Origin of the sequence: Methylobacterium sp. C25 (genome assembly GCF_021352225.1) — a bacterium.
Classification (GTDB): domain Bacteria; phylum Pseudomonadota; class Alphaproteobacteria; order Rhizobiales; family Beijerinckiaceae; genus Methylobacterium.
This window is the reverse complement of sequence record NZ_JAAUVI010000001.1, coordinates 328,225-353,139: the sequence shown is the minus strand read 5'-3', so window position 1 is coordinate 353,139 and position 24,915 is coordinate 328,225. Positions and strand designations below refer to the sequence as shown.

Genomic DNA, 24,915 nt, shown 5'->3' with positions numbered 1-24,915 from the left:
CTCTCTTAACCACATCGACGCGCGGCGATCCCTGCCAACCTCAGCTTTTGCTCCGGTGGTTCGCAGGTTGCGACCTCGAGACTGTCGCGGCGCCCAGACGCGGAAGCTGTCTCACTCTGAGGCAGGTCCGTTCGAGGGAGACGCCGACGATCCGGTTCCGGGACATGTCCCGTTGCCGGTCTCGACCGGAGCCTTTCGATGCTGGTTTACGATGACGTCGATCCGCGCAACAGCACCGCTCTTCAGCGGCGCCGGGGGGCGGGTGAAACGACGGCACCTCGCGGTCCCTCGGTCCGCTACGTTCTTGCCCTCCTGCGGCGCCGCGCGCTGTTGATCGCGAGTTGCGCGATCCTCGGCACGGGGCTCGCCTTCGCGGTCGGCAAGATGCTCACGCCGCGCTACACGGCCGAGGCGCAGCTCTATATCGACCCTCGCGATCTCCGCCTCCTCGACAAGGAGCTGACGGCGGCCGGGCAGGATTCCGGCGGGTTCCTGACCATCGTCGAAAGCCAGGCGCAGGTGATCACGTCGAGCAACGTGCTCGGCCGCGTCGTCCGAGCACTCGACCTGACGGACGATCCGGAATTCGTCGGAGGGGGAGCCGCGGTCGGCCCGCTCGCCGCTCTGGCCCAGAAATTCGGCCAATCCCCGCCGCCCGCCCCAGATGCGGCCGCCGACTTCTCTGCCGCGCTCGATGCTCTCTCGAAGCGCATCGCCGTGCGCCGCACCGGCCGCACCTTCATCGTCGATGTCGAGGCGACCTCGCGCGATGCCGACAAGGCCGCAAGGATCGCCAACGCGGTGGTGGACTCCTACCTCGCCGAGGAGGTCGCCAACCGGGCCGAGGCGGCCAATCGCGCCAGCGCAGGCCTCTCGTCCCGGCTCGTCGAGCTGCGCGAGGACGTCAATCGCGCCGAGAGCCGGGTTCAGGCCTACAAGGCCGAGAACGGCCTGATCGGCACCCGCGACGTGTTGGTCACCGACCAGCAGCTGACGCAACTGAACGCGCAACTCGCCGGCGCTCGCGTCCGTGCCGCCGACGCGCAGGCCCGGGTCGACCAGGTCCAGCGCATGCAGGCCGCCGGCATCGACGCGGGCGCGACCGAGGATGCGCTCGCCTCCCAGGCGATCACGGCCCTGCGCACCCAGTACGCCGAGCTTTCTCGCAAGCAGGCCGAGCTCGCCCATGATCTCGGGCCGCGCCACCCGCAGGTGACCTCGATCGCCTCGCAGCTTCAGCTCTCTCGACGCCTGATCGACCAGGAGATCGCCCGCTACGCGCAGGCCGCCAAGACAGATCTCGCCCGCGCACAGGCAACTGTGACCTCGCTCGAGAAGAGCTTCGACGCGGCCAAGGGCAAGACCGTCGGCCTCGCTCAGGCCTCGATCCGGCTTCGCGAACTCGATCGCGAGGTCGATGCCAGTCGCGCGGTCTACGAAGCCTTCCTGGTGCGTGCTCGGGAAACCGGGCAGCAGGCTCGGCTCGACGTCAGCAACGCCCGCATCATCACGCAGGCGGTGAAGCCGCTCAATCGAAGCTACCCACCGCCCGCGCGCACGCTCGCCATGCTCGGGCTCGTCGCCGGCCTGCTGCTCGGCATCGCGCTGGCTCTCGCCGAGGAGTGGCTGAAGGGCGAGATGCGTGCCTCGCGCGAGGCAGGCGATAGCACCCTCGATGCGATCTCGGCCGCACGCCGCCGCCGCCCGAATGCGGTTACCATCGTCGGTGGCGAGCGCCTGCCCGCGACCGTGGGAGGCTACCTGTGAGCGCGGGCCTCGCGATGGCGCCCGTCGCCCCCCATTCCCGTGACCTCGTTCGCGACGTGACCGCGACGAAGCTCGGCGGCATGCCGATCGCCGTACTCGGCATGCAGGAGATGGCGGACCTGATGATCTCTGCCGCGGAGAGCCATCCCAGGCCCAATCTTCCGCTGTTCCTGACATCGGCCAACGGAGAGGTTCTGTCGCGCTATGCCCGTGATCGAGACTTCGCGCGAATGCTGGCGCAGGCCGATCTCATCAACGCCGACGGCCAGCCCATGGTGGTTGCCTCCCGCTTCTTCGGCGAACATCCGCTGCCGGAGCGCGTGGCCACGACGGATCTCTTCCACAGCGTCGCGCGCGGCGCAGTGGAGCGGGATCTCTCCTTCTACCTCTTCGGTGCGAGCGAAGAGGAGAACCGCAGCGCGGTCGAGAACGTCCGCCGCCTTCATCCCGGCATTCGGATCGTCGGCCACTCGCACGGCTATCTCAAGGGCGAGGCACTTCGCGAAAAAATCCGGGAGATCGATGCGCTGGCGCCGGATATCCTCTGGCTCGCCCTCGGCGTGCCGCGCGAGCAGATCTTCGTCTACGAGTTCGGCCCGCTGCTGACGAATGTCGGGCTGATCAAGACGTCGGGCGGGCTGTTCAATTTCCTGTCGGGAAGCCGCGCGCGCGCGCCAGACTGGATGCAGCGCTTCGGGCTCGAATGGGCTTGGCGGATCAAGGAAGAGCCGGCCCGGCTGTTCTGGCGCTACCTCACGACGAACCCGCACGCGATGCTGCTGCTCGTCTCTCGGAGCGGCACCGTCTCTCAGATCCGTGCTGGGTTCCGCCGACGCCTCGTGCAGCGGATGCCGCAATGGGTGCGGCGAGCCGCCGGCGCGGTTCCGAGTCCGATCACGCCCGATCTCCCGACCGACGCGAACGGCGCATGACGTCTCCCGTTTCAGCCAAAGCCCATTCCGGAGGAAAGCGGCACGTGTCCGAATCAGCTCAAACAGCGACGGAGCCGAGCCCGGCAAAACGCCAGGACGGTCTCCATGACCGCCTGTTCAAGACCGGGTTGATTGGAGCCGGCGCCCTGACCATCACCTGGTGGGCGCTGATCGCCTGCGGTGTCTGGCGGGCGCTGGAATGGGCGGGAGTCTAGGCTGCTGGCCCGATCGGCCGGGTCGCCTCGTCGAGCCACGCACGGACGTCCGCATCGAGCTCAGGTCCGAGCGTCTGACGCACGAGCGCATGATAGGCGTCGAGCCACTCGACCTCTGCCGGGGAGAGCAGTGACGGCTCGATCAGCGCGCGGTCGATCGGCGCGAGGGTCAGCGTCTCGAAACCGAGCATCGGCCGGTCTCCCCCCGTGATCGAGCGTTCCTCCACGAGGATCAGGTTCTCGATGCGGATGCCGTAGGCGCCGGCGCGATAGTAGCCTGGCTCGTTCGAGAGGATCATGCCCGCTTCGAGCGCCACTGCGCCGGTCTTCGCAATGCGTTGCGGCCCCTCGTGGACGGACAGGAACGACCCGACGCCGTGGCCGGTGCCGTGGTCGAAGTCGAGCCCGGCCTCCCAGAGCGCCCGGCGCGCGAAGGAATCGATCTGCGCCCCTGTGGTTCCCTTCGGAAACACCGCGCGCGCGATGGCGATGTGCCCCTGCAGCACCCGCGTGAAGCGGTCGCGCATCTCGGCCGTGGGCGTGCCGATCGCGACGGTGCGGGTGATGTCCGTGGTGCCGTCGGCGTATTGAGCGCCTGAATCGATCAGGAAGAGTTCGCCCGGTCGCACCCGCCGGTCGCTGGCCGTGGTGACACGGTAATGCACGATCGCGCCGTTCGGTCCCGAGCCCGAGATCGTCGGAAACGATACCTCGCGCAGCAGCCCACCCTCGGCACGAAAATCCTCCAGCGCCTCGACGGCCTCGATCTCGCCGATGCCGTTGCTGCCTTCCCGCTGCAGCCAGGCTAGGAAGCGCGTTACGGCGACGCCGTCACGCCGATGGGCGGCGCGCGAGCCGGCGATCTCCGCCTCGTTCTTGATCGCCTTCATGACGGTGATGGGATCGGGACCGACATCGGCGGTGCCGCCGGCCGAGGCGATCATCTCCTTCAGTGCGGCGCCCGCCGTCGCGACGTCGATGCGGATCTTGGCGGGGCGGCCCGCGAGCGCGCTGAGCGCCTGTTCGAATGAAGCGCGCGGCGCGAGTTCGGCAAGCGCACCGAGTGTCGTCCTCGCGTCCGGCGCGACGTCGCCCGAACTCAAGAAGAGGCTCGGTCGCCCCTCACGCGGCACGATGGCATAGCCGAGCGCCAGGGGCGTGTGATCCACGTCCGCGCCCCGGAGGTTGAACGCCCAGGCGAGATTGTGCGGGTCCGAGATGACGAGCGCGTCGACTCCGGCTGCTGCGAGCTTCTCCCGGATGCGGGCCAATTTCGCCTCGGCGTCTTCGCCAGAATGCGCGAGGGGATGCAGGACGACGCGCCCCGCAGGCTGCGACGGTCGCCCGGCCCAGACGGCGTCGACGAGATTCGACACGGCCTTCAGCGAGCCGCCGCCCTTGGCGACGGCTCGCTCCAGACGTGCGACGCCATCGGCGGTATGGAGCCAGGGATCGTAGCCGAGCACCGTATCGGCTGAGATCGTCTCGGCGATCCAGGCATCCGGCGTCTTGTCCGCCAGCGGCACGACCGTGAACACGGCCGTATCGACCTGCTCGGGCGCCTGAAGCGTGTAACGGCCATCCACGATGATCGCCGCCTTGTCAGCCAGCACGACCGCCGTTCCGGCAGAACCCGTGAAGCCCGTCAGCCAAGCGAGCCGTTCGGCATTGGCCGGAACGTATTCCGACTGATGCTCGTCGGCGCGCGGCACCACGAAGCCGCCGATGCCGGCCTCCCGCATGGCGGCGCGCAAAGCCGCGACGCGTTCGGCGCCCTTGCGATGGCTCGAATCTTCGAAGGTCTGGAAGCGGCGGCGCGGGCTCGTCATGCCCCGAAGCGTTACGCGGCGTGCCGGTGCCGGGCAACACGGCTCGACGCCGCTCCGCCCCGGCGCAGCACCAGGGTCGCCCAGCCCTCGATCACGCCCATCCTGGCGAGGTGAAATCCCCTGTGCCGGTAGGTGGAGAGAACGCCGGGGACATCGCGCTCGATCAGTCCGGAAAGGATCAGGATACCGTCATCCGCCACGACCGCCGTGAGCGTCGGGGCGAGCTTCTTGAGGGGCTTTGCCAGGATGTTGGCGAAGACGACGTCGAAGTGCCGCGAACGATCGGCCAGCGCGTGGCGCACGCCGGGGCCCTCGTAGAGCCGCAGGTTTGCGCCGATGCCGTTGAGCCGGGCGTTGCCCTTCGCGGTCCAGACCGCTTCCGGGTCAAGATCGCCCGCAATCACAGTGGAGCGGAGGGCTTTCGCTGCAGCGAAGGCGAGGATGCCGGTGCCGGTGCCGACGTCCAGGACCCGGCGCGGGCGGCCGCGCTTCAGCCTGTCGGCAAAAGCCCGCAGGCAGCCGAGCGTAGTGCCGTGGTGTCCAGTGCCGAAGGCGAGCGCCGCCTCGATCTCGATGGCGAGATCATTGGAGCGGATCTGATCCCGGTCGTGCGAGCCGTGGATCAGGAAGCGGCCGGCGCGCACCGGCTTGAGGCCTTCGAGTGAGGCCTTCACCCAGTCCTGCCGCTCGATCGTGTCGAACACGGCCTCGTCCGCCTGTTCGCCGATGATCGGGCGGATGAGCTCGCGGACGAAGTCCTCGTCCGGTTCGTCGGCGAAATAGGCCTCGAGCCTCCAGGTGGTCGTGCCTTCGACCTCGAAGGCGGCGACGGCGGTCTCGGTGGGATCGAACATCTCGCCGAGCACGTCGGTCATGGCGCGCGCCGACGATTCGTCCGTCGAAAGGCGCAGCACGTGGGTCGGGCGGTGAGGGGGCAATCCTTCGAGCATGGCGGGCGCAGTACCACCGACGCGCCTTACCCTCCACGAATTTTGCGAAAGGGGTACGGAACGCCCAACGGCTGAGCAGATTGTCCATTGCCTGAGCGATCGGGGAAAAGGTGGCGCCGCTTGGCATCCCGACCTTCCGACCCCAGATCGGGCTGGCGCCGAAGCAACAGTATGCGTCATGAAAGCAAGAAAAGTCCTACGCCGCAGCCCCGTCGTCATGCGGGGAGTCCTCAGTCGCCGCCGCCGTACTCGCTCGCCTCAGGAGGAGGTGCTCGGGGCAGAGGCGCTCGAAGCGCCGATGCCCGGTTCGCTCCTGGTGCTGCTGAGCCGTCTCGCCCGCTCGGATCGCACGAAGCGGACGGACGACGAAACCGCAGGTTGATCCGACACTTATCAGTACGGTGCTGCCATCAGACGGGTTGGCGGACCGTTGCCACACCACTATGGTCGCGTCATTCCCGAGCGGACATAACGCCGATCCGGAATGGGACGCGCCGTGGGGAGCGTCTCGTCGAATTGAGTGACGTGCGGTCGTGCCTTCGAGGTGGCCGTGCTCCGATCGAGGCGCGATCATCGTGATGCATGCAGTATCGACCCGCCGCTCTTGGCTTGCCGGTCTTCTGGCGCTGTCGCTGGCGTTCGGATCCTTTGCCACGGCCAAGCCGGGCCGGGCGGCCGATGCCCCCATCGTCATCTTCGCCGCGGCGAGTCTGAAGAACGCACTCGATGAGGCGACGGCGAGCTGGGGTAAGGAGACCGGCAAGACCGCCAAGATCTCCTATGCAGGCTCGAACGCCCTGGCGAAGCAGCTCGAATCCGGCGCTCCGGCCGACATCTTCTGGTCCGCCGACCAGGCCTGGATGGATTACGCGCAGAAGAACAACACGATCCGCCCCGAGACGCGCACGGACCTGCTGCGCAATGCCATCGTCCTCGTCGCGGCGAAGGATTCGACGACCACGGTCGATCTGAAGCCGGGTGTCGATCTCGCCAAGGCACTCGCTGGTGGCCACCTCGCCATGGGTAACGTCGATGCCGTGCCGGCAGGGAAGTACGGGAAGGCCGCGCTCACCCAGCTCGGGGCCTGGGACGGCGTGAAGGATAAGATCGCGCAGGCCGAGAACGTCCGCGCCGCGCTGCTCCTCGTCGCCCGCGGCGAGGCTCCGCTCGGCATCGTCTACGCGTCCGATGCGGTCTCCGAGCCAGGCGTGAAGGTGGTCGCAACCTTCCCGGCCGACAGCCATTCGCCGATCGTCTACCCGATCGCCCGCACCAAGGATTCCGCGAACGAGGACAGCGTCGCGCTGCTGAAGTGGCTGAAGAGCCCAGCGGCGAAGCCCTTCTTCGAGAAGCAGGGTTTCACCGTCGTCAGCGCTGCGAAGTAACCTAGACCCGCAGCTCCACCGGCCCGGATGCGATCAGAATCGCGTCCGGGCGCTTACGTGTCTCCGCGAGCGCATAGTGCAGCGCGTCCTCCCGGCTGCGGAAGAGGCCGCCACCCAGGCCGTGCGTCTCGACGGCGATCCAGCGGCCGGAGGTGTCCTGGCCGACGATGAAACTCGGCATGGCAATCGTGACCGGTTGTCGGCCGGGTACGGTGACGAGGGAGGAGACGGGCATCGATCGTTCGGGTTCACGCGATCCGACTGGGAACCGCGGCCATAAGCTGGGCGCTCGGCCGTTATGATGCGAGGGGGCGCGACACCCCGTGCCGTTAGGGCCGCGTGAGGATTCTGCACTGGGAGGGGCTTCGAGCCTTTGTAGTCTGCCACGAGAGCCCGGCTAAACACTCATCCGAGATGGCGGTGCTCAGCGGCGATCTCGAATCGAAGCGCTCTCTGGAGTTTCCTTCGAGGCTGCTGCGCAGAACCTCGGGATGAGGGTGTGAGTGGGAGGAAGATGAGCGGCATCGCCGTTCGTAAAACTGCAGCGGCTTTGGCTACAGACCTCACGCTCGGGACGGCCCGACCCTATCTCGTTGGCTCCAGGGAGCGGCGACGAGGTCGATGGTGGGATTGAGGATCCGGCGGGAGGCGCTCTTTCTCGTCCTCGCCGCGGCCGTGGCCGTCGCGAGCTTCACAACCTTCTACGCCACACGGGCGACCACCCTGAAAGTTGCGGTCGCGCCGAAAGGCGGCACCGAGCCGGCGCTGCTCCAGGCCTATGCCGAGGCCTTGAGGGCTCGCAACAAGGACATCCGGCTCAAGATCCTGCCCTTCGATGGCGTGCGCGAGAGCGCCGAGGCCCTGCGGACGAAGGCCGTCGATCTCGCCGTCGTCCGGCCCGACATATCCTTGCCGGAGAACGGCCTGACGCTGGCAGTCCTCCGGGAGCAGGCGGTGCTCGTGATCACCCCGGAGGCATCCGGCATCGCTGCGATGCCCGACCTCGCCGGGAAACGCCTAGGCTTCATCGCGCAGCGCACGGCCGACAAGACCCTGATCTCGGAGCTTCTGGAGCATGACGGCATCACGGTCGCCGCCGAGCCCGTCCCCGTAGACGGGGTCGCCCTGATTGGATTGGAGGAGAAGGATCTAGCGACGGCCCTGTCGGAGAAGCGCATCGACGCCGTCGTCACCGTAACGACGCCGACCACACCTGCTGCGAGGCGCATCGTCGGCATCGTGCGGCAGGCAAGTCCCGACAATCAGGTCCGACTGATCGGCGAGCAGGACACCGCTGCGCTTGCCGAGCGGATGCCCAAGCTCTCCGCGGTCACGATTCCGGCCGGGCTGTTCGGCGGGAATCCCCGGCTTCCCGCAGAGGACATCACCACGATCGGCGCCACCTACCGGCTGATGGCACGCGACTCGCTCTCCCGCAGCGTGGCGGCCTCGGTGACGCAGCACCTCTTCGAGATGCGCGGCGGCCTGGCGGCTTCCAATTCGGCTGCGAACGCTATCCGCGCGCCCGCCTACGAGACCACCGCCGAGGCGACGAGCGCCAAACTGCCGATCCATCCCGGCGCGATCGACTATTTCGAGCGCGAGCAGGAGAGCTTCATCGAGCGCTACGAGACCTGGATCTACCTCATCGCGTTCTTCGGCGGCGGCATCGGCTCGATCCTCGCCTGGCTCAGGCAGCGGCTGTCGCGCGTGCGCCGCGAGCGGATCGAGGTCGCCACGGAGCGGCTGCTCGAAATCCGTGATCAGGCCGGCGAGGCCTCGGAGCCCGCACGTCTCACGGCCCTCGCCGACGAGATCGACGGGCTTGCTGCCGAAGTCGCGCGCTTCGCACTGCATCGCCATGTCGAGGCACGCACGATGGGCGCGGCGACCATCGCCATCGAGACGGCCCGCGCCACGCTCATGCGCAAGGCCAGCCCCCTCGATGCACGGCAAGCATCGATGCTTGGCGCTCGAAACGTTGACTGACGGGCTGTGTCCGGGCTGATACAGCGCACATCCCCGCTGAGAGCCGACACCGCACCTTGGACCGCTTCGGACTGACTCCCGACGAATGGACCGCAGTCATGCTCAGCCTGCGGGTTGCCGCAGTGGCAACCCTGGCGAGCCTCGTTCCCGGCCTCGCAATGGCTTGGCTGCTCGCCCGCAAGCGGTTCCCCGGCCACGCCCTGCTCGACGGACTGATCCACCTGCCGCTGATCATGCCGCCGGTGGTGACGGGCTACCTGCTCCTCGTCACCTTCGGGCGGAAGGGCACTCTCGGCGCCTGGCTCTACGAGATCGGCATCGTGTTCTCGTTCCGCTGGACCGGCGCTGCGCTCGCCTGCGCGGTGATGGGCTTTCCGCTCATGGTCCGGGCGATGCGACTCTCGATCGAGGCGGTGGATGCCAAGCTGGAGCAGGCAGCCTCGACACTCGGCGCATCGCCGCTCGTGGTCTTTCTCGTGGTGACGCTGCCGCTGAGCCTGCCCGGCATTCTCGCAGGATCGGTGCTCGCCTTCGCCAAGGCGATGGGCGAGTTCGGCGCCACCATCACCTTTGTCTCGAACATCCCTGGCGAGACGCAGACGCTTCCGTCGGCAATCTACACCCTGACCCAGGTGCCCGGCGGCGAGCCCGCGGCCATGCGCCTGACCCTGATTTCGATCGGGCTGTCGATGATCGCCCTGCTGTTGTCGGAACTGCTGGCGCGGAGACTCGGTCGGAGGCTGGCGGAGTGAGCGCGGCCTCACGCATAGGCGTAGGGACCGCCCCTCTCCAGCGCCTTCCGATAGGCGGGGCGCGCATGGATGCGCGCCAGCCAGTCCGTCACCTTCGGACCCGCGCCGGTGCCGCGCGAGGCAAAGGCTTCGAGCGGGAAGCTCATCTGGATGTCCGCGGCCGTGAAGCTATCGCCGGCGAACCAGGGACGGTCGGCGAGTTCGCTCTCCCAGTAGGCGGCGTGGCGGCGCAGGTCCGGATTGACGAAGCTGCCCATGACCTTGGCCGAGATCGCCCGGACCAGCGGGCGCACCAGCGCCGGACTTCCCGGCGCGAGCCGCGAAAACACGAGCTTGAGGAGAAGCGGCGGCATCGCGGAGCCTTCCGCGTAGTGCAGGAAATAGGTGTAGCGCCGGTGATCGGGCGTACCGGAGGCGGGTGCCAGGGCTCCCCCCTGGCGGGCGGTCAGATATTCGACGATGGCGCCCGATTCCGCGACGATCGTGCCGTCGTCGTCGAGGATCGGCGACTTACCGAGCGGGTGGACCGCGCGAAGCTCCGGGGGCGCCAGCATGGTCTTCGGATCGCGGGCATACTTCTTCACGTCATAGGCGAGGCCGAGTTCCTCCAGGAGCCACAACACGCGCTGCGAGCGGCTGTTCTCCAGGTGGTGGACGACGATCATCGAGGGCTCCTGGCTGTGGTTTCGGACAACGTCCGGCGCGGGGCGCTCGGTTCATGACCATCGACGTCGAGCTTTCGCTGCGCCGCGGCTCATTCGCCCTGGACGTCGCCTTCAGTGCCGGTGCCGGGCTGACCGCCCTGTTCGGGCGCTCGGGTTCCGGCAAGAGTACGGTGATCCACCTGATCGCCGGGCTCGCTCAGCCCGACAATGGACGGATCGCCGTGGACGGCACAGTGCTGCTGGATAGCGCGCGCCATCTCCGCGTGCCGGTGCACCGCCGGCGGATCGGCTGCGTCTTTCAGGAGGCGCGACTGCTGCCGCATCTGAACGTCCGGCACAATCTCGGCTTCGGCCGCTGGTTCGCGCGCCGTCGCGGCATCGAAACCTCCACAGCGGAGGTGGACAACCTCGTCGCGATGCTCGGCATTGGCCCCCTGTTGGAGCGGCACCCGGCAGGGCTCTCCGGCGGCGAGCGCCAGCGCGTGGCGATCGGCCGGGCACTGCTGTCGAAGCCACGTCTGCTCCTGATGGACGAGCCGCTCTCGGCGCTCGACGAATCCCGCAAGAGCGAGATCCTGCCGTATATCGAGCGGATGCGCGACGAGGCCGGCGTGCCGATCGTCTATGTCAGCCACTCGGTCGCCGAGGTCTCGCGGCTCGCCTCCACCGTGGTCGTGCTGGAAGCCGGGCGCGTCGCGGCGAGCGGATCGGCCGATGCCGTCCTGCGCCGGCCCGACCTGATTCCCGACGCGGCCGAGGCCGGCGCGATCCTGCACATGACCGTCGCCGCGCATGACGAGGCGACCGGCCTGACGCGGCTGAGCGGACCGGCCGGTCCGCTCACAGTGCCTCGGCTCGGCGCCGCTCCGGGAAACGAGGTTCGTCTGCGTGTTCCGGCCCGCGACGTGCTGATCGCGACCGAGCCACCGCACGGGCTCAGCGCCCGCAACGTCTTCCCGGGGCAGGTCACGACGATGCGCGAGACCGGCGCCTCGGTGATGGTCGAGATCGACTGCAACGGCGCGATCCTTGCCGCGCGGGTCACGCGGGCATCGGCGCGGGATCTCGATCTGGCACCGGGTCGTGAGGTCTTCGCCATCGTGAAGAGCGTGGCCTTCGATCCGCAGGGCGTCGGCACGGGGCACGGCGCGCCAGTCGAGATCTGATCACAGGATCCTGTGATCCTCAGACGCGCTCATCCAGAAAATCACGCAACAGCAGATGAGCGATCGCCAACGGCTTCGGCGCGGTGATCTCCTCGGGGTGGCTGCCGTCGAACATCGTGCGCAACTCGTCTCGCGACACCCATCGGGCATCGGCGAGCTCGAGCGGGTCGATGGTGATCGCCTCGCTCGTCGCTTCGGCGATGCAGCCGATCATCAGCGAGGAGGGGAATGGCCAGGGCTGAGAGGCGCGGTAGCGGACCGCGCCGACAACGACCCCCGTTTCCTCGAAGGTCTCGCGCCGGACCGCATCCTCGATCGTCTCTCCTGGCTCCACGAAGCCGGCGAGGCAGGAATACATGGTACCCGGAAAATGCGGGCCGCGCCCGATGAGGCAGGTATCGCCGCGACGCACCAGCATGATCACGACGGGATCGGTGCGCGGGAAGTGATGCATCGCGCAGGCCGGGCATTCACGCCGGAAGCCGCCGGCTTTCACCTCGGTTGCCGTTCCGCAATTGGCGCAGAATCCATTGCGGCCATGCCATGCGAGCACGGATTTCGCCGTCGCGAGCAGGCCGAGTTCTTCAGCTGCCACTGCGCCCTCGGCCGCGACGCCGCGCAGGTCCGAAACACGGAATGTGGGCTCCAAGAACCCCTCGACCGCCTCCTCCGGCAGCGCGACGGCGAAGACAGGGCGGCCTTCCGCCCGGCCGAGAAACACGATGAGGCCTTCGCGTAGGGGCGGCGCAAAGTCGTCAGGCGTGAGGAGGGCCGTCGGTGGCTCACCGGAGCGCAGGATCACGCGGTCGCCGGCAAACAGCAGAATGCCAGTCCCCGGCGCGTCGATGGGTGGGATCGCGACATGCTCTCGCTCGGCGCTGTGGCGCACGAGCGCGCTCTTCACGAAGCCGAGGCGGTCGAAGGCGTCCGTCATGGTCAGGCCGCCGCGAAGAGGGCGCCGGCGCGCTCGACCAGCTGCGCACGGGCATGGGCGGGGTAGGGGTTACGCGTCCCGACGCCCCAGACCGGTCCGGGCCAGGCCGGGTCTGAGCGAAACCGACCGACGACATGGACGTGGAGCTGCGCCACCACGTTGCCGAGGGCCGCGACGTTGACCTTGTCCGGCTTCGACAGCGCCTGCATCACGCCGATGGCGATGCGGACTTCCTCCATCAGCAGCGCCGAATCCTCCGCCGAGAGATCGGTCAGCTCGCTCACATCCTCCCGGCGTGGCACCAGGATCAGCCACGGGAAGCGGGCATCGTCCATCAGCAGGACGGAACAGAGGGCGAGATCGCCCACCGCGACAGTGTCGGCCTGGAGGCGGGGATCGAGCGCGAATTCTGCTGTCATCACGCCCGATGTAGGACGCGCGGGGACTGGAGGGAATCCGCCGTCCCACCTTCGTCAGCGCAAAGCCGGCTAAATCTGTGAGCTTGGCGGTGTCGCGTGTGCCGGAACACCACCAAGACCTCGCCGATCTGAGAAACAAGACCCGCGCAATCGAGACGCGCCGACGACGGCACGATCACAGCTTTGGCATCGTGCCGATCGTGGCCAGCCGCGGGGGTTCCCATGGTTATCTGCAATCAATACACCCGGCTCCTCACCGTGGCTTTCCTGGCGGGTCTCGTGCTGGCGCCGATGGTCAACATGATGTTGCCGTGATCGGCTCAGCGGGCGTTCAGGGAAAACCGTGTTTGATTCAGTCTCCGGCAGCGGTCGCCGCATGCCGGATGGTTGAGGAGGTCCCAGTATGACGCACCTGAAGATTTTCGCGACCGCGGCGACGCTCGCGGCCGGGCTCGGTCTCGCGACGTCGGCGAGTGCAGCCCCGCTCAGCCCAGGGCTGATCGGCGCGACGGACGGCGCCAATGTCGAGCGCGTGGCCGGCGGTTGCGGCCCCGGATTCCACCCGAACCCATGGGGCGTCTGCCGCCCGAACTTCTATGGCCCGCGGCCCTTCTATGGCCGCCCAGTCTATCGTCCCTACGGCTACTACCGCCCGCGTCCGTACTACCGTCCCTACGGCTTCTACGGTCCGCGCCCGTTCTTCTAGGAACACCGGCCGCGAGGGCTTCGCGCCTCTCGCGTCGGACACCAAAAAGGCCGGCGAGCTTCGTGCTCGCCGGCCTTTTTTGCATGCCTCTCGGCTTTGGTTCGAGACGTGGCTCACCCGTGTGCCGGGCGAGCTCCATGCGTATCGTCTCCTTCGGTCTTCCCGCGAATCTTCGCGATCCACATCACGAAGCGGCGGATCACCACGTAGAAGACCGGCGTAAGGAACAGACCGAAGAAGGTCGCGCCGATCATGCCGAAGAACACGGCCGTTCCGAGTGCCTGACGCATCTCTGAACCGGGGCCGGTGGCGATGACGAGCGGCAGCGTGCCGAGGATGAAGGCGAACGCCGTCATCAGGATCGGGCGCAGACGCAGTCGACACGCCTCGACAGCGGCAGCGACCGGACCCTTGCGCTCCGATTCCTCGATGTCATGCGCGAATTCCACGATCAGGATCGCGTTCTTCGCGGCGAGACCGATGAGCACGATCAGGCCGATCTGGGTCAGGATGTTGTTGTCCTGCCCCCGAAGCTGCACGCCGAAGAGCGCGGCGAGCACGCCCGTCGGCACGACGAGAAGGATCGCCAGCGGAAGCGCCCAGGATTCGTATTGTGCCGCGAGCACGAGGAAGACGAGCAGCACGCCGAGCGCGAAGACGTAGGCTCCGGTACCCGAGGCGGCCTTCTGCTGAAAGGCGATCTCGGTCCAGTCGTAGGCGAACCCGTCCGGTAGAACGCGCTTGGCGACGGCCTCCATCGCGTCGAGCGCCTGACCCGTCGAGATGCCCGGCCGCGCCACGCCCTGCACTGGCACGGAATAGTACAGGTTGAACCGCTGCACGATCTGCGGGCCGGTGATCTCCCTGATGTTGGCGAGCGTCCCAAGCGGCACCAGCGCCCCGGTCGAGGACCGGACCTTGAGCTGCTCGATGTCGCGCCGCGACTGCCGGTAGATCGCATCGCCCTGCAGACGCACCTGGTAGATGCGGCCCAAGGTGTTGAAGTCGTTGACGTAGGTTCCGCCGAGCGCCGCCTGCAGCGTGTTGAAAACGTTGGCGAGCGGCACGTTCAGCATGCGCGCGACCGTACGGTCGATATCGAGATAGTATTGCGGTGTGTCGTTGGTGAAGGTCGTGAACACGCGCGTCAGGTTCGGGTCGGCATTGGCCTGCCCGAGGACCTCGCCGGTCGAGGCCAGAAGCGGGCCAATCGCAGAGGATTGCCGGCTCTCGATCTGCATCTTGAAGCCGCCACCCTGTCCAAGGCCGCGCACGGGCGGGGGCGGGATCACGATGATCCGCGCATCCTGGATGCCAGCGGTGGCTTTCAGGACGTCGCCGGTGATGACCATGGCGCTGCGTCCGGTCTCGGCACGTTCCTTGGCCCCCTTGAGCGTGAGGAACATCACGCCCGAATTGGTGGTGTTGGTGAAGGTCGCACCGTCGAAGCCGGCGATGATGACCGAGTGGGTCACGCCGTCGACCTTTCGGGCAATGGCGGCGGCCTTGTTGATGACCTCGGTCGTCCGATCGAGGGAGGCGCCGGAGGGGAGCTGGACCACGCCGATCAGATAGCCCTGGTCCTGATCGGGGATGAAGCCCGTCGGCACCGTCTTCGCCAGATGCAGCGTCGCGAAGATGACGCCGGCATAAACCACCAGCATCAACAGCAGGCCGATGATGGAACTGGTCAGGACCCGGATGGTGCCTGCGTAGAAGTTCGACACGGCGTCGAAGCCGCGATTGAACAAATCCGCGAGCCAGTTGACGAACCGCGTCAGGAAGAACTTCGGCTTCGGCCGATCATGGTGCGGCACCAGCAACAGCTTACAAAGCGCCGGCGACAGGGTCAGCGAATTGAAGGCAGAGATGATCGTCGAGGCCGCGATGGTGAGCGCGAACTGCTTGTAGAACTGGCCCGAGATGCCGGGGATGAACGCGGTCGGGATGAACACCGCAGCAAGCACCAGGGCGATGGCGAGGACTGCCGATCCAACCTCGTCCATGGTCTTGTGCGCGGCCTCGCCCGGCGACAGGCCCTCCTGCATGTTGCGCTCGACGTTCTCGACCACGACGATCGCGTCGTCGACGACGATGCCGATGGCGAGCACCAGCCCGAACAGGGTGAGGTTGTTGAGCGAGAACCCGAACGCTGCCATCGCCGCGAAGGTGCCGACCAGCGACACGGGGATCGCGATGACCGGGATCAGCGCCGTGCGCCAGCTCTGGAGGAAGACCAGGATCACGATCACGACGAGGCCGACCGCCTCGAACAGCGTCTTGTAGACCTCGTGGATCGACTCCTCGATGAACTCGGTCGGGTTGTAGGCGATGGCGTATTCGACGTCGGGCGGGAAGTTCTTCTTCACCTGCTCCATGACGGCCTTCACCGAGGCCGCCGCGTCGAGGGCGTTGGTGCCCGGGCGCTGGAAGGCGCCGATGCCGACAGCCGGGGTGTCGTCGAGGAACGAGTTCGTCGTGTAGTCCTTCTGGCCCATCTCGACGCGGGCCACGTCCTTCACGCGCACGAGGCGTCCATCTTGGGCCTTGACGATGACGTCGGCGAATTCTTCCGGCGTCTTGAAGCGGCCCTGCGACTGGACGACGAACTGGAAGGCTGCGCCCGTGGCGGCAGGCGGTCCGTTGAGCTGGCCGGCCGCGACCTGGACGTTCTGTTCCTGCAGCGCAGTGACGACGTCGGTCGTCGTCAGGCCGTAGGCCGCGAGCTTGTTCGGGTCGATCCAGATGCGCTCGGCATATTCGTTGCCGCCGAAGATCGTGATGTCGCCGACGCCGTCGAGGCGCAGCAGCTCGTCGCGGATATTCAGGTAGATGTAGTTGGCGAGATAATTCTGGTCGTAGGTGCGGTTCGGCGAGCGCAGGTGCACCACCAGCATCAGGTCGGGCGAGGCCTTGCGCACGGTGACGCCGAGGTTGCGCACGTCGGGCGGCAGGCGCGGCTGTGCCACCGAGAGCCGGTTCTGGACGAGAACGTTCGCGATATCGAGGTTGGTGCCGACCTTGAAGGTCACGGTCAGCAGCATGTTGCCGTCGTTGGTCGACAACGACGTCATGTAGAGCATGTTGTCGACGCCGTTGATCTCCTGCTCGAGCGGCGTCGCGATCGTCGCCGCCACCGTCTCGGCATTCGCGCCGGGGAAGGAGGCGCGCACGGTCACCGTCGGCGGCACGATCTCGGGATATTGCGAGACCGGCAGCGACTCGTAGGCGACGAAGCCGAGGATCAGGAAGATGATCGACGTGACCGAAGCGAAGATCGGCCGGTCGACGAAAAAGTGGGCAAAACGCATCGGCTAACCTCTCGCCGCCGGGCCGCAGGACACGGGTAGGCGCCTCATTCCTTCGTCGGCGGGAGCTGCTTCGTCTCGGGCTTCACTTCCATCCCCGGGCGGATCTTGGCGATGCCGTTGATCACCACGGTCTCGTCGCCCTTCAGGCCGTCGGCGATGACGCGATAGCCGTCGACGATGGGGCCGAGCGTGACGGGCTTGGCGGTGACCTTGTTGCCCTCGCCGAGGATGTAGACGATCCGCTTGTCCTGGTTCGCCGAGATCGCGTCATCGGGCATCAGGACGCCCTGGTAGGGCTTGGTCGCCGGCATCGAGACGATGCCGAACAGGCCAGGCTTGATGAAGCTGTCGGCATTCGGAACGGTGGCGCGCAGCAGCACCGTGCCGGTCTGGTTGTCCACGCGGTTGTCGACGAAGTCGAGCGTACCCTTGTGCGTCGGCTTCTTCTCGCCGCTCAGCGCGATCATGACCGCTGCGCCCTTGCCGCGCTGGATCACGCCCATGCCGATGCCGATGCTCGTCTGGTATTTGAGGAAGGACTGCTCGTCGACGGTGAAGCCGAAATAGATCGGATCCAGCGAGACGATCGTCGTCAGCAGCGTCTGGTCGGCGCTGACGATGTTGCCTTCCGTGACCAGACGCCGGCTGATGCGCCCGTTGATCGGCGACTTCACCTCGGTGAAGTCGTAGTTGAGCTGGGCATTGCGCAGAGCGGCCTCGGCGCTGTCGACGTCGGCCTGCGCGGTCTGCGAGGCCTGCCGGCGCTGGTCTGTGACCTGCTCGGAGATGTTGCCGCCCTTCGCGAGCACCTGGGCGCGTTCGAGATCGGTCTGCGAGAACGACAACCGGGCCTTGGCGGAGGTCAGGGCGGCCTGAGCCTGCTCGAGGGCCGCCTTGTACGGACGACGATCGATGATGAAGAGCGTTTCGCCCTTCTTCACGTCCGCGCCGTCCTGGAACATGATCTTGTCCAGGTAGCCGGTCACGCGGGCGCGCATGTCGACCTGCTCTATCGGATCGAAGCGGCCAGTATACTGGTCCTGTTCGACGATCTCCTTCACCACGGGCTTGGCGACCGTGACGCCGGGCGGCGGCATGCCGGGAGCTTGCGCCAGCGCCGACTGCGAAGCGAGCGCGGCACCGAGGCCGATGGTGAAAAGGCTGAAGACCCGAAGGTTACGCATTTTTAATGTTCCCTTGGTCCCGCGCTAGAGGCTCGGGATGGGTCGTGTTGTGCGGTTGCGCACATTGCCGCCGGCAATGGCGTCTGAGTCGGGGATGATCGGCACGCGTCCCCAGCGCCGTCCCCGACCCTGGCGGTCGGCTCAGCGTTCGACCGGCTCGCCGGAGGCGAACCAGTCCTTGAACGCGCCCTTGTAATGTTCGCTGACGTCGATCCCGGCTTGCCGGGCCGCATTGATCGCATGAATGGAGCGGACGCCGGAGGCGCAGGAGAAGACCGGCCGGCGCTCGTCGCCCTCGATCAGAGCCTTGAGCGTTGCCGGATCAAATTCCGAAAGCGGATAGGACACGGCGCCGGGGATACGCCCGGCTGCGAATTCGTGCTCCTCGCGCACGTCGATCAACAGGATCGACCCATCGGCCAAGCCCTGTTTAACGGTTTCGCGGTCGAGATCGACGATCGTCATCGCGTGCGAGCCTCGCCGGTCGGAGCGTAGGGGGAAGACCCAGGCGGCCGAAGGCGGCCGCGGGCTGGTGACGTTTTTTCATATTCGTCAGCCCAGCTTGAGGCAAGCTGCGCTATCGTTCAGGTTTGGCTGAGCGTCGCCAGCACCGTGTCCAGCTTGACGAGGTGATCGGGCCAGTTCGGCGGCGCGAAGCCGTCGAGCCGCGCGGCCAGCGATTCCCGCAGACCGGAATTGGGCGCGCTCAGATCTTCGATGGCCCGTCGCCAGCCCGGCCCATCGAGGGGATCGAGGAACTGGGCGTAATGTCCACCGATCTCGCGATGCACAGGGATGTCCGAGGCGACCACCGGCAAGCCGCTCGCGGCCGCCTCGACCACTGGCAGCCCGTAGCCCTCGATGAAGGAGGGCATCAGCAGCGCCGTCGCGCCGCGCATGAGCCGGGCGAGGCCGGGTGTTGAGAGGCCGGTGATCTCGGTGACGTGCGGGGCGATCGTGGGGCAGCGGTCGAGCAGGTCGATGACGTTCTCTACCTCCCAGCCGCGTCGGCCGACGATGACGAGGCGCGGTGTCGCTGCTCCGTGCCGCGCCGCGAGATCGCGCCAGACCTGCAGGAGCAGCAGATGGTTCTTGCGGGACTCGATCGTGCCGCAGATCAGGAAGGTCGGCCGCTCGAAGGCTGGGGCATCCCCGTCGAGTGCCGAAAAGATCGGCTCGACGCCGAGCGGCGCCACGGTGATCGGCCGCGGCGCGAAGCCCTTGGCGGCGAGATACGCGGCGAAGCGGGCGCCGACATCGGCAGAATTCACGATCACCGCTGCAGCGTGCCGGGCGATGCTCTTCATCCGCTGCTCGTGCCGGGCAGCCTCTCCGGGGCGTCCGTATTCCGGATGCGAGATCGGGATGAGGTCGTGGACGAAGAAGACCGGCTTGATGTCCTGGCGCTCGTAAAGCCAGTCGAACCGTCCCGGCAGGTCGAGGCGCAGATGCGAGCTATGGAGATAGATCGTGCCTGGCGGCAGGGCGTCGATGCTGCTGCCCCGAAGGATCCGAAGGCTCGTCCCCGCCTGGATCTGCCGGCGCCGCAGGGCACTCCGGCGGGCGCTGCCGGCCCCAGCGCGTTTTTCGCCATGTGCGCCGATCAGGCGGAGATAGACCGGATCGTCTTCCGGTCGCACGTCCTCGACCCAGCCCGCCGCGACGGCCTCGACGATGGCGCTCGCCTGCTCCCGGTCGATGACCCGCGGGCCGACTGCGCTGGTCACCACTCCGTAGCGTGGTCCCCCGCCGGCGAGGACGTGGCGCGCATAGGCGAGATCGACCCGGTCGATGCCCGTCGGGCTGGCATGGCGCAGCCGCGTGATCAGCCGGGTGAGATCAAAGGCGATGGGACGCGAGGACATGAGGCTCCGCTGTTGCGGGGTGGTGCCGGCCGACGCCGACGGTCGCTCCTTAGCCCGATCCGGCCCTTGCGACGACCACGGTGTGCCGCCATTCGGGGTTGCGCCCGACCCGGCGCGAAGCTAAGAGCGCCGTCACCCTTCGGGGGTATCGGGACGGACGTGACGGAGTATAGCGCAGCCCGGTAGCGCACCTGTCTGGGGGACAGGGGGTCGCAGGTTCAAGTCCTGCTACTCCGACCAACCAAAACGATGAGGCCAGCCTCGGGCTGGCTTTTCCGTTCCGATAAGAGGCCGGGTGCGAAAGCCCCGGCCTTTTTCGTTTCGCGCTTTAGTCGGTTGCGCGGTAGGGGACGTCGAAACGGATCGAATCACGACCTGTTCTCTGCCTCGTCCCAGTGCTTTCGGCGGCGACCACACGCCGAAGAGAGTCGGGATCATATGGCAGATTGTTACGGGATAATTTGGCATAACCGCTCTCGCCGAATTCAGCCAAGCCTGAATAACAGTTTGGAATTACTCTGACTTTCGCGGCAGCTCTTGATCGGCTCACTGCTTCTCGGTTACTGCAGCGCACAGCCATCCGACGCCGCCCGACGGTGCCGGATGGCTTTACTTATTCGATCTCTTGCTCCGACGCGGGTTGTCCTCGGTTATGGCGGTCTCTAGCGGTTCCGTCCGCCCGACCTGCACGTCCCGGCAGCAACGGATCCGGACAGGGATACCGGCCGATCCGGCACGGGAGCGCCGCTCCGATGCGCCGCCCCTCTTCTGACGGGCGCCGGGGACGGGTTCGATGGGGCAGGCCTATCTCAAGGGCCGCCGCCGACAGGAGGACAGTCACCGTGGTGCAGGAGTTCGAAGGGGCAATGAACGGACAGCTCTCTCGTCGCGTCGGGCGCATCGCCCTCACAGGCTGCCTGCTCGGCTCCGTGCTGGTGGGTGCCGCCGTTGCCCAGGATGCCAAGCCGGCTGCATCTGCCGGGCCGGCGCTCAAGCTCGAGCTGAACCGCCTCGAACCCGCAGGCGAGAATTGCCGAACCTATCTGCTCGTGGACAACGCCAAGGGCTCGGCCTTGAAGTCGCTGAAGGTCGATCTCTTCGCCTTCGACACCGAGGGCGTCGCCCAGAAGCGCCTCGCGGTCGAGCTCGGCCCGGTCCAGGAGCGCAAAACCGTGGTGCGCCTGTTCGATTTCCCCGGCATCGCCTGCCCGAAGATCGGTCGCGTGTTGCTCAACGACGTTCTCGCCTGCGAAGGCGGCGAGGCCAGTCGCGAGAGCTGCCTCGAACGGATCGAGACGAGCAGCAAAACCGGCACAGAGTTCGCGCGCTAGCCTGATTCCTGCGGCCCTGGCCGCACCCATGATGCGGGCTTCGGGGGGCCTGCATCGACCCGATTACTCCTGAGGAGCCCGAACATGGATCCGACCGCCGTGCCGCTCGAGGCTGCAACGCCCGACTTCTCGTTCCTTGGCCTGTTCCTGCAGGCCGATCCGATCGTGAAGGGCGTGATGGTCGTCCTGATCATCGCCTCGATCGCGTGCTGGACGGTTGTATTCGAGAAGATCGTTCGGCTCGCGAAGGCGCGCAGCCAGGCGAAGGCGTTCAACGCGCAGGTCCGGACCGGTGGCTCGCTGGATTCCAACGAGAAGGGCATCGCTGGTCACATCGTCCAGGCTGGCCTCGAAGCCTGGCGCGATCAGGACTCGACGGAGAGCCGCGCCGAGCGCCGCGACCGCATCGAGCGCGCTATGCGCGCCGCCCTCAGCCTTGAGGTGAAGCGCCTTCAGACCGGCCTTCCGCTCCTGGCGACCTCGGGTTCGACCGCGCCGTTCATCGGCCTGTTCGGCACGGTCTGGGGCATCATGAACTCGTTCTCGTCCATCGCGAAGAGCCAGGATACCAGCCTTGCCGTCGTGGCCCCGGGCATCGCGGAGGCGCTGTTCGCCACCGCCATCGGCCTCGTCGTCGCGATCCCGGCGGTGATGGCCTACAACAAGCTCAGCGGTGACGTCAGCCGCCTGCAATCCTCCTTCGTGTCCGGCATTGGCATCCTCGGCAACCGTCTGGCTCGCGAACGCGGCAGCGCGAGCCGCGCCGCCGCCGAGTAGCCCCGGCAGGCCGCGCCGATCTTTCCGCGCGGCCACGGGCCAGCGAGCACCGGCGACCGTTCCGAGCCGTCCATCGGCGCATCGGGGTCGTCTAACCACATCGATCGCGGCAGCCTCGACGGCGCCGCCGCCCAGGAGGGCAGACACCATGGCGATGGGTTCGATCCGCGCAGGCGGCGGAGACGACGAGGACGACCTCGACGCGACCCCGATGTCCGAGATCAACGTCACGCCGATGGTCGACGTGATGCTGGTGCTGCTGATCATCTTCATGGTCGCCGCCCCGCTGATGACGACAGGCGTCCCCGTGCAGTTGCCGAAGACTTCGGCCGCGAAGGTGGCCCAGTCGCAGAAGCCTCTCGAGGTCTCGATCGACAAGGACGGCCATCCCTTCATCGCCAAGGACGGCTTCACCAACGACACTCTGATGGTGCGCCTGCGCGAGTTGAAGGCGCAGAACCCCGATCAGGTCGTGCTGGTGCGCGGCGATCGCGACGTGCCCTACGGCAAGATCATGGAAGTCATGGGCCTCGTCGGTCAGGCGGGCTTCACCAAGGTCTCGCTGATCGCACAATCGCCCGGTGGCCCGGCCAATACGGCTCCGGCTCCGGCCGCTCCTGCACCGGCGAGCGGGACGGCAAACTGATCCGATGACCACGCTTGCTTCGACATCCGATCCAGGTCGCGGTGACAGTGGATTCGTTGCGGCCCTGGTCGTAGCGCTGGTCGTCCATGCCGCTGCGCTTGCCGGGCTGATGTTCCTTAATCTCTCGCATGCGGCTCCGCCCGGCGAACAGCAGATCACCATCGACCTCTCGCCCGAGATGACGGCCGCGGAAGCCCAGGCGCCGGAAGAGCAGGCAGCCCAGATCGAGGCTCCCGAGGAGGCGAAGCCCGTGGGTGATCCTCCCGAGGCAACGGCCCCTGAAGTGGCCGAAACCCCGACTCAGGCGAAGCCCGAGGAGGCCGCGCAGGTCGAGCCGGACGTCGCACCGCCGCCGCCGGTCGAGTCGATCATTACCTCGACGGCTCCGGAAGCCGAGCAGACTGCACCGCCTCCGCCGGCCGTGATCGCACAGGCTCCGGAGCCGCCGAAGGAGGTCGAGCCCGATCCTGCCAAGGTCGCCGCCGAGCAGGAGGCGAAGCGTAAGGCCGCTCAGCTCGAAGCCAAGCGCAAGGCCGCCGCCGAGGCGAGGCGCCGCGAGGCGATCGAGGAACGCCAGGAGGAGATCCAGGAGGCCAAGCGCAACGCTGCGAGGGAGCGGGCCGCCGAGGTTCGCCGCGCTGCGGCTGCCGCCTCGAAGGCGAAGGAAGATGCGGCGCGCCGTGCCGCGGCCTTCAGAGACGCGCAAGGGCGGCAGAACGCTGCGGCTTCTGCCGCGCGCTCCAACGGCGGCCGGTCGGGTGCCGCGGGGAATGATCCCAACGCACTTGCCGCTTGGAAGGCATCGATCTCCGCCACGATCCGCAGCCGCATGAACCGCAACGCGGCCGCCGGGACTTCGGGCGGCGTGGCGTCGGTCCGCTTCACGGTCAGCCGTTCGGGCGCCGTCAGCGGGGCCGGGCTTGCCGGAAGCAGCGGCATCGGTGCCATCGACAGCGCAGCGGTCGCCGCCGTGCGCGGTGGATTGCCGCCGGCGCCCGCAGGCTTCACCGGATCGAGCCTGTCCTTCACCGTGCCGCTGCGCTTCAGCCCGGGTCGCTGAGCGCGGAGCAAGGATCAGCCTCGCTGCGTTTTCTCGGGGTTCCGAGGAGCGTGGCTTGGCGGTCTACTTCACCAGCGATACCCATTTCGGCGACCCGCGCATCCTGCGGATCGACCGGCGGCCTTTCCCGGATCTAGCCGCGCATGACGCCGCATTGATCGAGGCCTGGAACCGCGTCGTCGGAACCGACGACGAGGTCTGGCACCTCGGTGATTTCGCGCTCGGGCCGAAACGCGACCGGATTCGGGAACTGCTCGGCGCGCTCGCCGGCACCAAGAACCTGATCGTAGGCAACAACGACGGGCCGGAGACACTGGATGCGCCGGGCTGGGCCTCGGTCGGCCACTATGCGGAGATCGAGGTCGAGGGGCGCCGCCTGGTGCTCTGCCACTACGCCTTCCGGACCTGGAACCGGATGGGTCGGGGCGTCATCAATCTCCACGGACATTCGCATGGCAAGTTGTCGCCGTTGCCGCGGCAATACGATGTCGGAGTTGACGCGCAGGGCCTCGCACCGGTGACGCTCAGCGCGATCCTGGCCTCCAGAAGACGCCGGTCTCCGGCCAAGTCTCGGCTCGAAAAAAGCGGAACCTAACGGCAGCTTGACCGTTCATCGGTTCGGAACCGCTCATATCGGCCACGCCGTGATTGATGGCGATTGGCCGGTCCCGCAGTCACCGCATCGAGTAACCTGCCATGCGTCGCACCATCCTTTCCGCCGGCCTCGCCGTGAGCCTCCTCGCGCCGTTCGTCGCTTCTGCCTCCGCGGCCCCTTCCTGTATCGAGGGTCGTCGCAAGGTCGAGGAGGCGAGCGCGCTTCGCTACCAGGCCCGCCAGGAGGCTCGCCTCGGGCGTCACGACCGTGTCTGCGACACGCTCGACGAGATCGGTGACCGTTACCACGATGCGCAGGGCGCTTTCGAGGATTGCGGCGCAGATATCGCCTCGATCGATCTTCGCAGCGAACTGCGAAACCTTCGGCTCGCCAAGCACGTAAACCGCTGCGATTGAGCGTGGCTGTTCGATGAGGCC

The 24,915-nt window shown here is 67.2% G+C and carries 24 protein-coding genes and 1 tRNA gene; 15 read left to right on the top strand and 10 right to left on the bottom strand.

The window, feature by feature from the left end; translation table 11 throughout:
- The first annotated feature begins 198 nt into the window (after positions 1–198).
- The 3 genes from HCU64_RS01650 to HCU64_RS01640 are packed head-to-tail and all read left to right on the top strand — an operon-like array spanning position 199 to position 2,914.
- Positions 199–1,767, top strand: coding sequence for a GumC family protein (locus tag HCU64_RS01650; protein WP_233382051.1), 1,569 nt, complete (start codon positions 199–201; stop codon positions 1,765–1,767).
- A 14-nt stretch (positions 1,768–1,781) separates the two neighbouring features.
- On the top strand, positions 1,782–2,699 hold the full coding sequence (locus tag HCU64_RS01645) for a WecB/TagA/CpsF family glycosyltransferase (protein ID WP_233382873.1): 918 nt from the start codon (positions 1,782–1,784) through the stop codon (positions 2,697–2,699).
- A 44-nt stretch (positions 2,700–2,743) separates the two neighbouring features.
- Positions 2,744–2,914, top strand: coding sequence for a hypothetical protein (locus tag HCU64_RS01640; RefSeq protein WP_233382050.1), 171 nt, complete (start codon positions 2,744–2,746; stop codon positions 2,912–2,914).
- Here HCU64_RS01640 and HCU64_RS01635 read toward each other — a convergent pair.
- Both HCU64_RS01635 and HCU64_RS01630 read right to left on the bottom strand, forming a co-directional pair.
- Positions 2,911–4,743: an aminopeptidase P family protein gene (locus HCU64_RS01635; protein ID WP_233382049.1), complete on the bottom strand. Its 1,833-nt coding sequence runs from the start codon at positions 4,741–4,743 to the stop codon at positions 2,911–2,913. The genes HCU64_RS01640 and HCU64_RS01635 overlap by 4 nt on opposite strands.
- Before the next feature lie 11 nt (positions 4,744–4,754).
- Positions 4,755–5,693: a 50S ribosomal protein L11 methyltransferase gene (locus HCU64_RS01630; RefSeq protein WP_233382048.1), complete on the bottom strand. Its 939-nt coding sequence runs from the start codon at positions 5,691–5,693 to the stop codon at positions 4,755–4,757.
- 578 nt (positions 5,694–6,271) lie between these two features.
- Here HCU64_RS01630 and modA point away from each other — a divergent pair.
- The gene (gene modA, locus HCU64_RS01625; protein WP_233382872.1) at positions 6,272–7,078 is read left to right on the top strand and encodes a molybdate ABC transporter substrate-binding protein; all 807 of its coding nucleotides are present in this window, start codon (positions 6,272–6,274) and stop codon (positions 7,076–7,078) included.
- Between the two features lies 1 nt (position 7,079).
- On the opposite strand, the gene HCU64_RS01620 is transcribed toward modA, so the two are convergent.
- Complete coding sequence (locus HCU64_RS01620; RefSeq protein WP_233382047.1) at positions 7,080–7,313, bottom strand: hypothetical protein; 234 nt, start codon at positions 7,311–7,313, stop codon at positions 7,080–7,082.
- 386 nt (positions 7,314–7,699) lie between these two features.
- Between HCU64_RS01620 and HCU64_RS01615 the strand changes: the two genes are divergently transcribed.
- Both HCU64_RS01615 and modB read left to right on the top strand, forming a co-directional pair.
- Complete coding sequence (locus HCU64_RS01615) at positions 7,700–9,067, top strand: TAXI family TRAP transporter solute-binding subunit (protein ID WP_233382046.1); 1,368 nt, start codon at positions 7,700–7,702, stop codon at positions 9,065–9,067.
- A 56-nt stretch (positions 9,068–9,123) separates the two neighbouring features.
- Positions 9,124–9,819 carry a molybdate ABC transporter permease subunit gene (gene modB, locus HCU64_RS01610; RefSeq protein WP_267922100.1) on the top strand — a complete coding sequence of 232 codons (696 nt, stop codon included), beginning with the start codon at positions 9,124–9,126 and terminating at the stop codon, positions 9,817–9,819.
- A gap of 8 nt (positions 9,820–9,827) precedes the next feature.
- Here the strand turns inward: modB and HCU64_RS01605 are convergent, their stop codons facing one another.
- A complete protein-coding gene (locus HCU64_RS01605; RefSeq protein WP_233382044.1) occupies positions 9,828–10,484 on the bottom strand; it encodes a glutathione S-transferase family protein in 657 nt (218 codons plus the stop codon).
- Positions 10,485–10,537: 53 nt separating this feature from the next.
- Between HCU64_RS01605 and modC the strand changes: the two genes are divergently transcribed.
- The gene (gene modC / locus HCU64_RS01600) at positions 10,538–11,650 is read left to right on the top strand and encodes a molybdenum ABC transporter ATP-binding protein (protein ID WP_233382043.1); all 1,113 of its coding nucleotides are present in this window, start codon (positions 10,538–10,540) and stop codon (positions 11,648–11,650) included.
- 19 nt (positions 11,651–11,669) lie between these two features.
- Here the strand turns inward: modC and nudC are convergent, their stop codons facing one another.
- Both nudC and HCU64_RS01590 read right to left on the bottom strand, forming a co-directional pair.
- Positions 11,670–12,584, bottom strand: a complete 915-nt coding sequence (gene nudC, locus HCU64_RS01595; protein ID WP_233382042.1) for an NAD(+) diphosphatase — start codon at positions 12,582–12,584, stop codon at positions 11,670–11,672.
- A 2-nt stretch (positions 12,585–12,586) separates the two neighbouring features.
- Positions 12,587–13,003, bottom strand: coding sequence for an HIT domain-containing protein (locus tag HCU64_RS01590; RefSeq protein ID WP_233382041.1), 417 nt, complete (start codon positions 13,001–13,003; stop codon positions 12,587–12,589).
- A gap of 403 nt (positions 13,004–13,406) precedes the next feature.
- Between HCU64_RS01590 and HCU64_RS01585 the strand changes: the two genes are divergently transcribed.
- Positions 13,407–13,709: a GCG_CRPN prefix-to-repeats domain-containing protein gene (locus tag HCU64_RS01585; RefSeq protein WP_233382040.1), complete on the top strand. Its 303-nt coding sequence runs from the start codon at positions 13,407–13,409 to the stop codon at positions 13,707–13,709.
- A 113-nt stretch (positions 13,710–13,822) separates the two neighbouring features.
- Here HCU64_RS01585 and HCU64_RS01580 read toward each other — a convergent pair whose 3' ends face one another.
- From HCU64_RS01580 to HCU64_RS01565, 4 genes are all read right to left on the bottom strand, one after another.
- On the bottom strand, positions 13,823–17,020 hold the full coding sequence (locus tag HCU64_RS01580) for an efflux RND transporter permease subunit (protein WP_233382039.1): 3,198 nt from the start codon (positions 17,018–17,020) through the stop codon (positions 13,823–13,825).
- Between the two features lie 44 nt (positions 17,021–17,064).
- Positions 17,065–18,204: an efflux RND transporter periplasmic adaptor subunit gene (locus HCU64_RS01575; RefSeq protein ID WP_233382038.1), complete on the bottom strand. Its 1,140-nt coding sequence runs from the start codon at positions 18,202–18,204 to the stop codon at positions 17,065–17,067.
- Positions 18,205–18,345: 141 nt separating this feature from the next.
- The gene (locus HCU64_RS01570; RefSeq protein ID WP_233382037.1) at positions 18,346–18,669 is read right to left on the bottom strand and encodes a rhodanese-like domain-containing protein; all 324 of its coding nucleotides are present in this window, start codon (positions 18,667–18,669) and stop codon (positions 18,346–18,348) included.
- Between the two features lie 119 nt (positions 18,670–18,788).
- Entirely contained in the window at positions 18,789–20,069 is a 1,281-nt protein-coding gene (locus HCU64_RS01565) for a glycosyltransferase family 4 protein (RefSeq protein ID WP_233382036.1), read from the bottom strand.
- 163 nt (positions 20,070–20,232) lie between these two features.
- On the opposite strand from HCU64_RS01565, the gene HCU64_RS01560 reads away from it, so the two are divergent.
- The 7 genes from HCU64_RS01560 (at position 20,233) to HCU64_RS01530 (ending at position 24,894) form a co-directional block, all read left to right on the top strand.
- Positions 20,233–20,309: transfer RNA gene (locus HCU64_RS01560), tRNA-Pro, on the top strand.
- Between the two features lie 626 nt (positions 20,310–20,935).
- Positions 20,936–21,400, top strand: coding sequence for a Tat pathway signal protein (locus HCU64_RS01555; RefSeq protein WP_233382035.1), 465 nt, complete (start codon positions 20,936–20,938; stop codon positions 21,398–21,400).
- Between the two features lie 84 nt (positions 21,401–21,484).
- Positions 21,485–22,177 (top strand): MotA/TolQ/ExbB proton channel family protein, encoded by a 693-nt coding sequence (locus HCU64_RS01550; protein WP_233382034.1) that lies wholly within the window; start codon positions 21,485–21,487, stop codon positions 22,175–22,177.
- 148 nt (positions 22,178–22,325) lie between these two features.
- On the top strand, positions 22,326–22,823 hold the full coding sequence (gene tolR, locus HCU64_RS01545; protein ID WP_233382033.1) for a protein TolR: 498 nt from the start codon (positions 22,326–22,328) through the stop codon (positions 22,821–22,823).
- Between the two features lie 4 nt (positions 22,824–22,827).
- The gene (locus HCU64_RS01540) at positions 22,828–23,883 is read left to right on the top strand and encodes an energy transducer TonB family protein (protein ID WP_233382032.1); all 1,056 of its coding nucleotides are present in this window, start codon (positions 22,828–22,830) and stop codon (positions 23,881–23,883) included.
- Positions 23,884–23,938: 55 nt separating this feature from the next.
- Positions 23,939–24,478, top strand: a complete 540-nt coding sequence (locus tag HCU64_RS01535; protein WP_233382031.1) for a metallophosphoesterase family protein — start codon at positions 23,939–23,941, stop codon at positions 24,476–24,478.
- 101 nt (positions 24,479–24,579) lie between these two features.
- On the top strand, positions 24,580–24,894 hold the full coding sequence (locus HCU64_RS01530) for a hypothetical protein (RefSeq protein ID WP_233382030.1): 315 nt from the start codon (positions 24,580–24,582) through the stop codon (positions 24,892–24,894).
- Positions 24,895–24,915: the final 21 nt, after the last annotated feature.

Excerpts from the sequence above, each read along its gene's own strand:
- HCU64_RS01530 (WP_233382030.1), top strand. The coding sequence starts at position 24,580 with ATGCGTCGCACCATCCTTTCCGCCGGCCTCGCCGTGAGCCTCCTCGCG.
- HCU64_RS01575 (WP_233382038.1), bottom strand. The coding sequence starts at position 18,204 with ATGCGTAACCTTCGGGTCTTCAGCCTTTTCACCATCGGCCTCGGTGCC.
- HCU64_RS01570 (WP_233382037.1), bottom strand. The coding sequence starts at position 18,669 with ATGACGATCGTCGATCTCGACCGCGAAACCGTTAAACAGGGCTTGGCC.
- HCU64_RS01540 (WP_233382032.1), top strand. The coding sequence starts at position 22,828 with ATGACCACGCTTGCTTCGACATCCGATCCAGGTCGCGGTGACAGTGGA.
- nudC (WP_233382042.1), bottom strand. The coding sequence starts at position 12,584 with ATGACGGACGCCTTCGACCGCCTCGGCTTCGTGAAGAGCGCGCTCGTG.
- HCU64_RS01630 (WP_233382048.1), bottom strand. The coding sequence starts at position 5,693 with ATGCTCGAAGGATTGCCCCCTCACCGCCCGACCCACGTGCTGCGCCTT.
- HCU64_RS01620 (WP_233382047.1), bottom strand. The coding sequence starts at position 7,313 with ATGCCCGTCTCCTCCCTCGTCACCGTACCCGGCCGACAACCGGTCACG.
- HCU64_RS01605 (WP_233382044.1), bottom strand. The coding sequence starts at position 10,484 with ATGATCGTCGTCCACCACCTGGAGAACAGCCGCTCGCAGCGCGTGTTG.
- HCU64_RS01635 (WP_233382049.1), bottom strand. The coding sequence starts at position 4,743 with ATGACGAGCCCGCGCCGCCGCTTCCAGACCTTCGAAGATTCGAGCCAT.
- HCU64_RS01580 (WP_233382039.1), bottom strand. The coding sequence starts at position 17,020 with ATGCGTTTTGCCCACTTTTTCGTCGACCGGCCGATCTTCGCTTCGGTC.
- tolR (WP_233382033.1), top strand. The coding sequence starts at position 22,326 with ATGGCGATGGGTTCGATCCGCGCAGGCGGCGGAGACGACGAGGACGAC.
- modC (WP_233382043.1), top strand. The coding sequence starts at position 10,538 with ATGACCATCGACGTCGAGCTTTCGCTGCGCCGCGGCTCATTCGCCCTG.
- HCU64_RS01585 (WP_233382040.1), top strand. The coding sequence starts at position 13,407 with ATGACGCACCTGAAGATTTTCGCGACCGCGGCGACGCTCGCGGCCGGG.
- HCU64_RS01645 (WP_233382873.1), top strand. The coding sequence starts at position 1,782 with ATGGCGCCCGTCGCCCCCCATTCCCGTGACCTCGTTCGCGACGTGACC.
- HCU64_RS01615 (WP_233382046.1), top strand. The coding sequence starts at position 7,700 with ATGGTGGGATTGAGGATCCGGCGGGAGGCGCTCTTTCTCGTCCTCGCC.
- modA (WP_233382872.1), top strand. The coding sequence starts at position 6,272 with ATGCATGCAGTATCGACCCGCCGCTCTTGGCTTGCCGGTCTTCTGGCG.
- HCU64_RS01555 (WP_233382035.1), top strand. The coding sequence starts at position 20,936 with ATGAACGGACAGCTCTCTCGTCGCGTCGGGCGCATCGCCCTCACAGGC.
- HCU64_RS01550 (WP_233382034.1), top strand. The coding sequence starts at position 21,485 with ATGGATCCGACCGCCGTGCCGCTCGAGGCTGCAACGCCCGACTTCTCG.
- HCU64_RS01565 (WP_233382036.1), bottom strand. The coding sequence starts at position 20,069 with ATGTCCTCGCGTCCCATCGCCTTTGATCTCACCCGGCTGATCACGCGG.
- HCU64_RS01590 (WP_233382041.1), bottom strand. The coding sequence starts at position 13,003 with ATGACAGCAGAATTCGCGCTCGATCCCCGCCTCCAGGCCGACACTGTC.
- HCU64_RS01650 (WP_233382051.1), top strand. The coding sequence starts at position 199 with ATGCTGGTTTACGATGACGTCGATCCGCGCAACAGCACCGCTCTTCAG.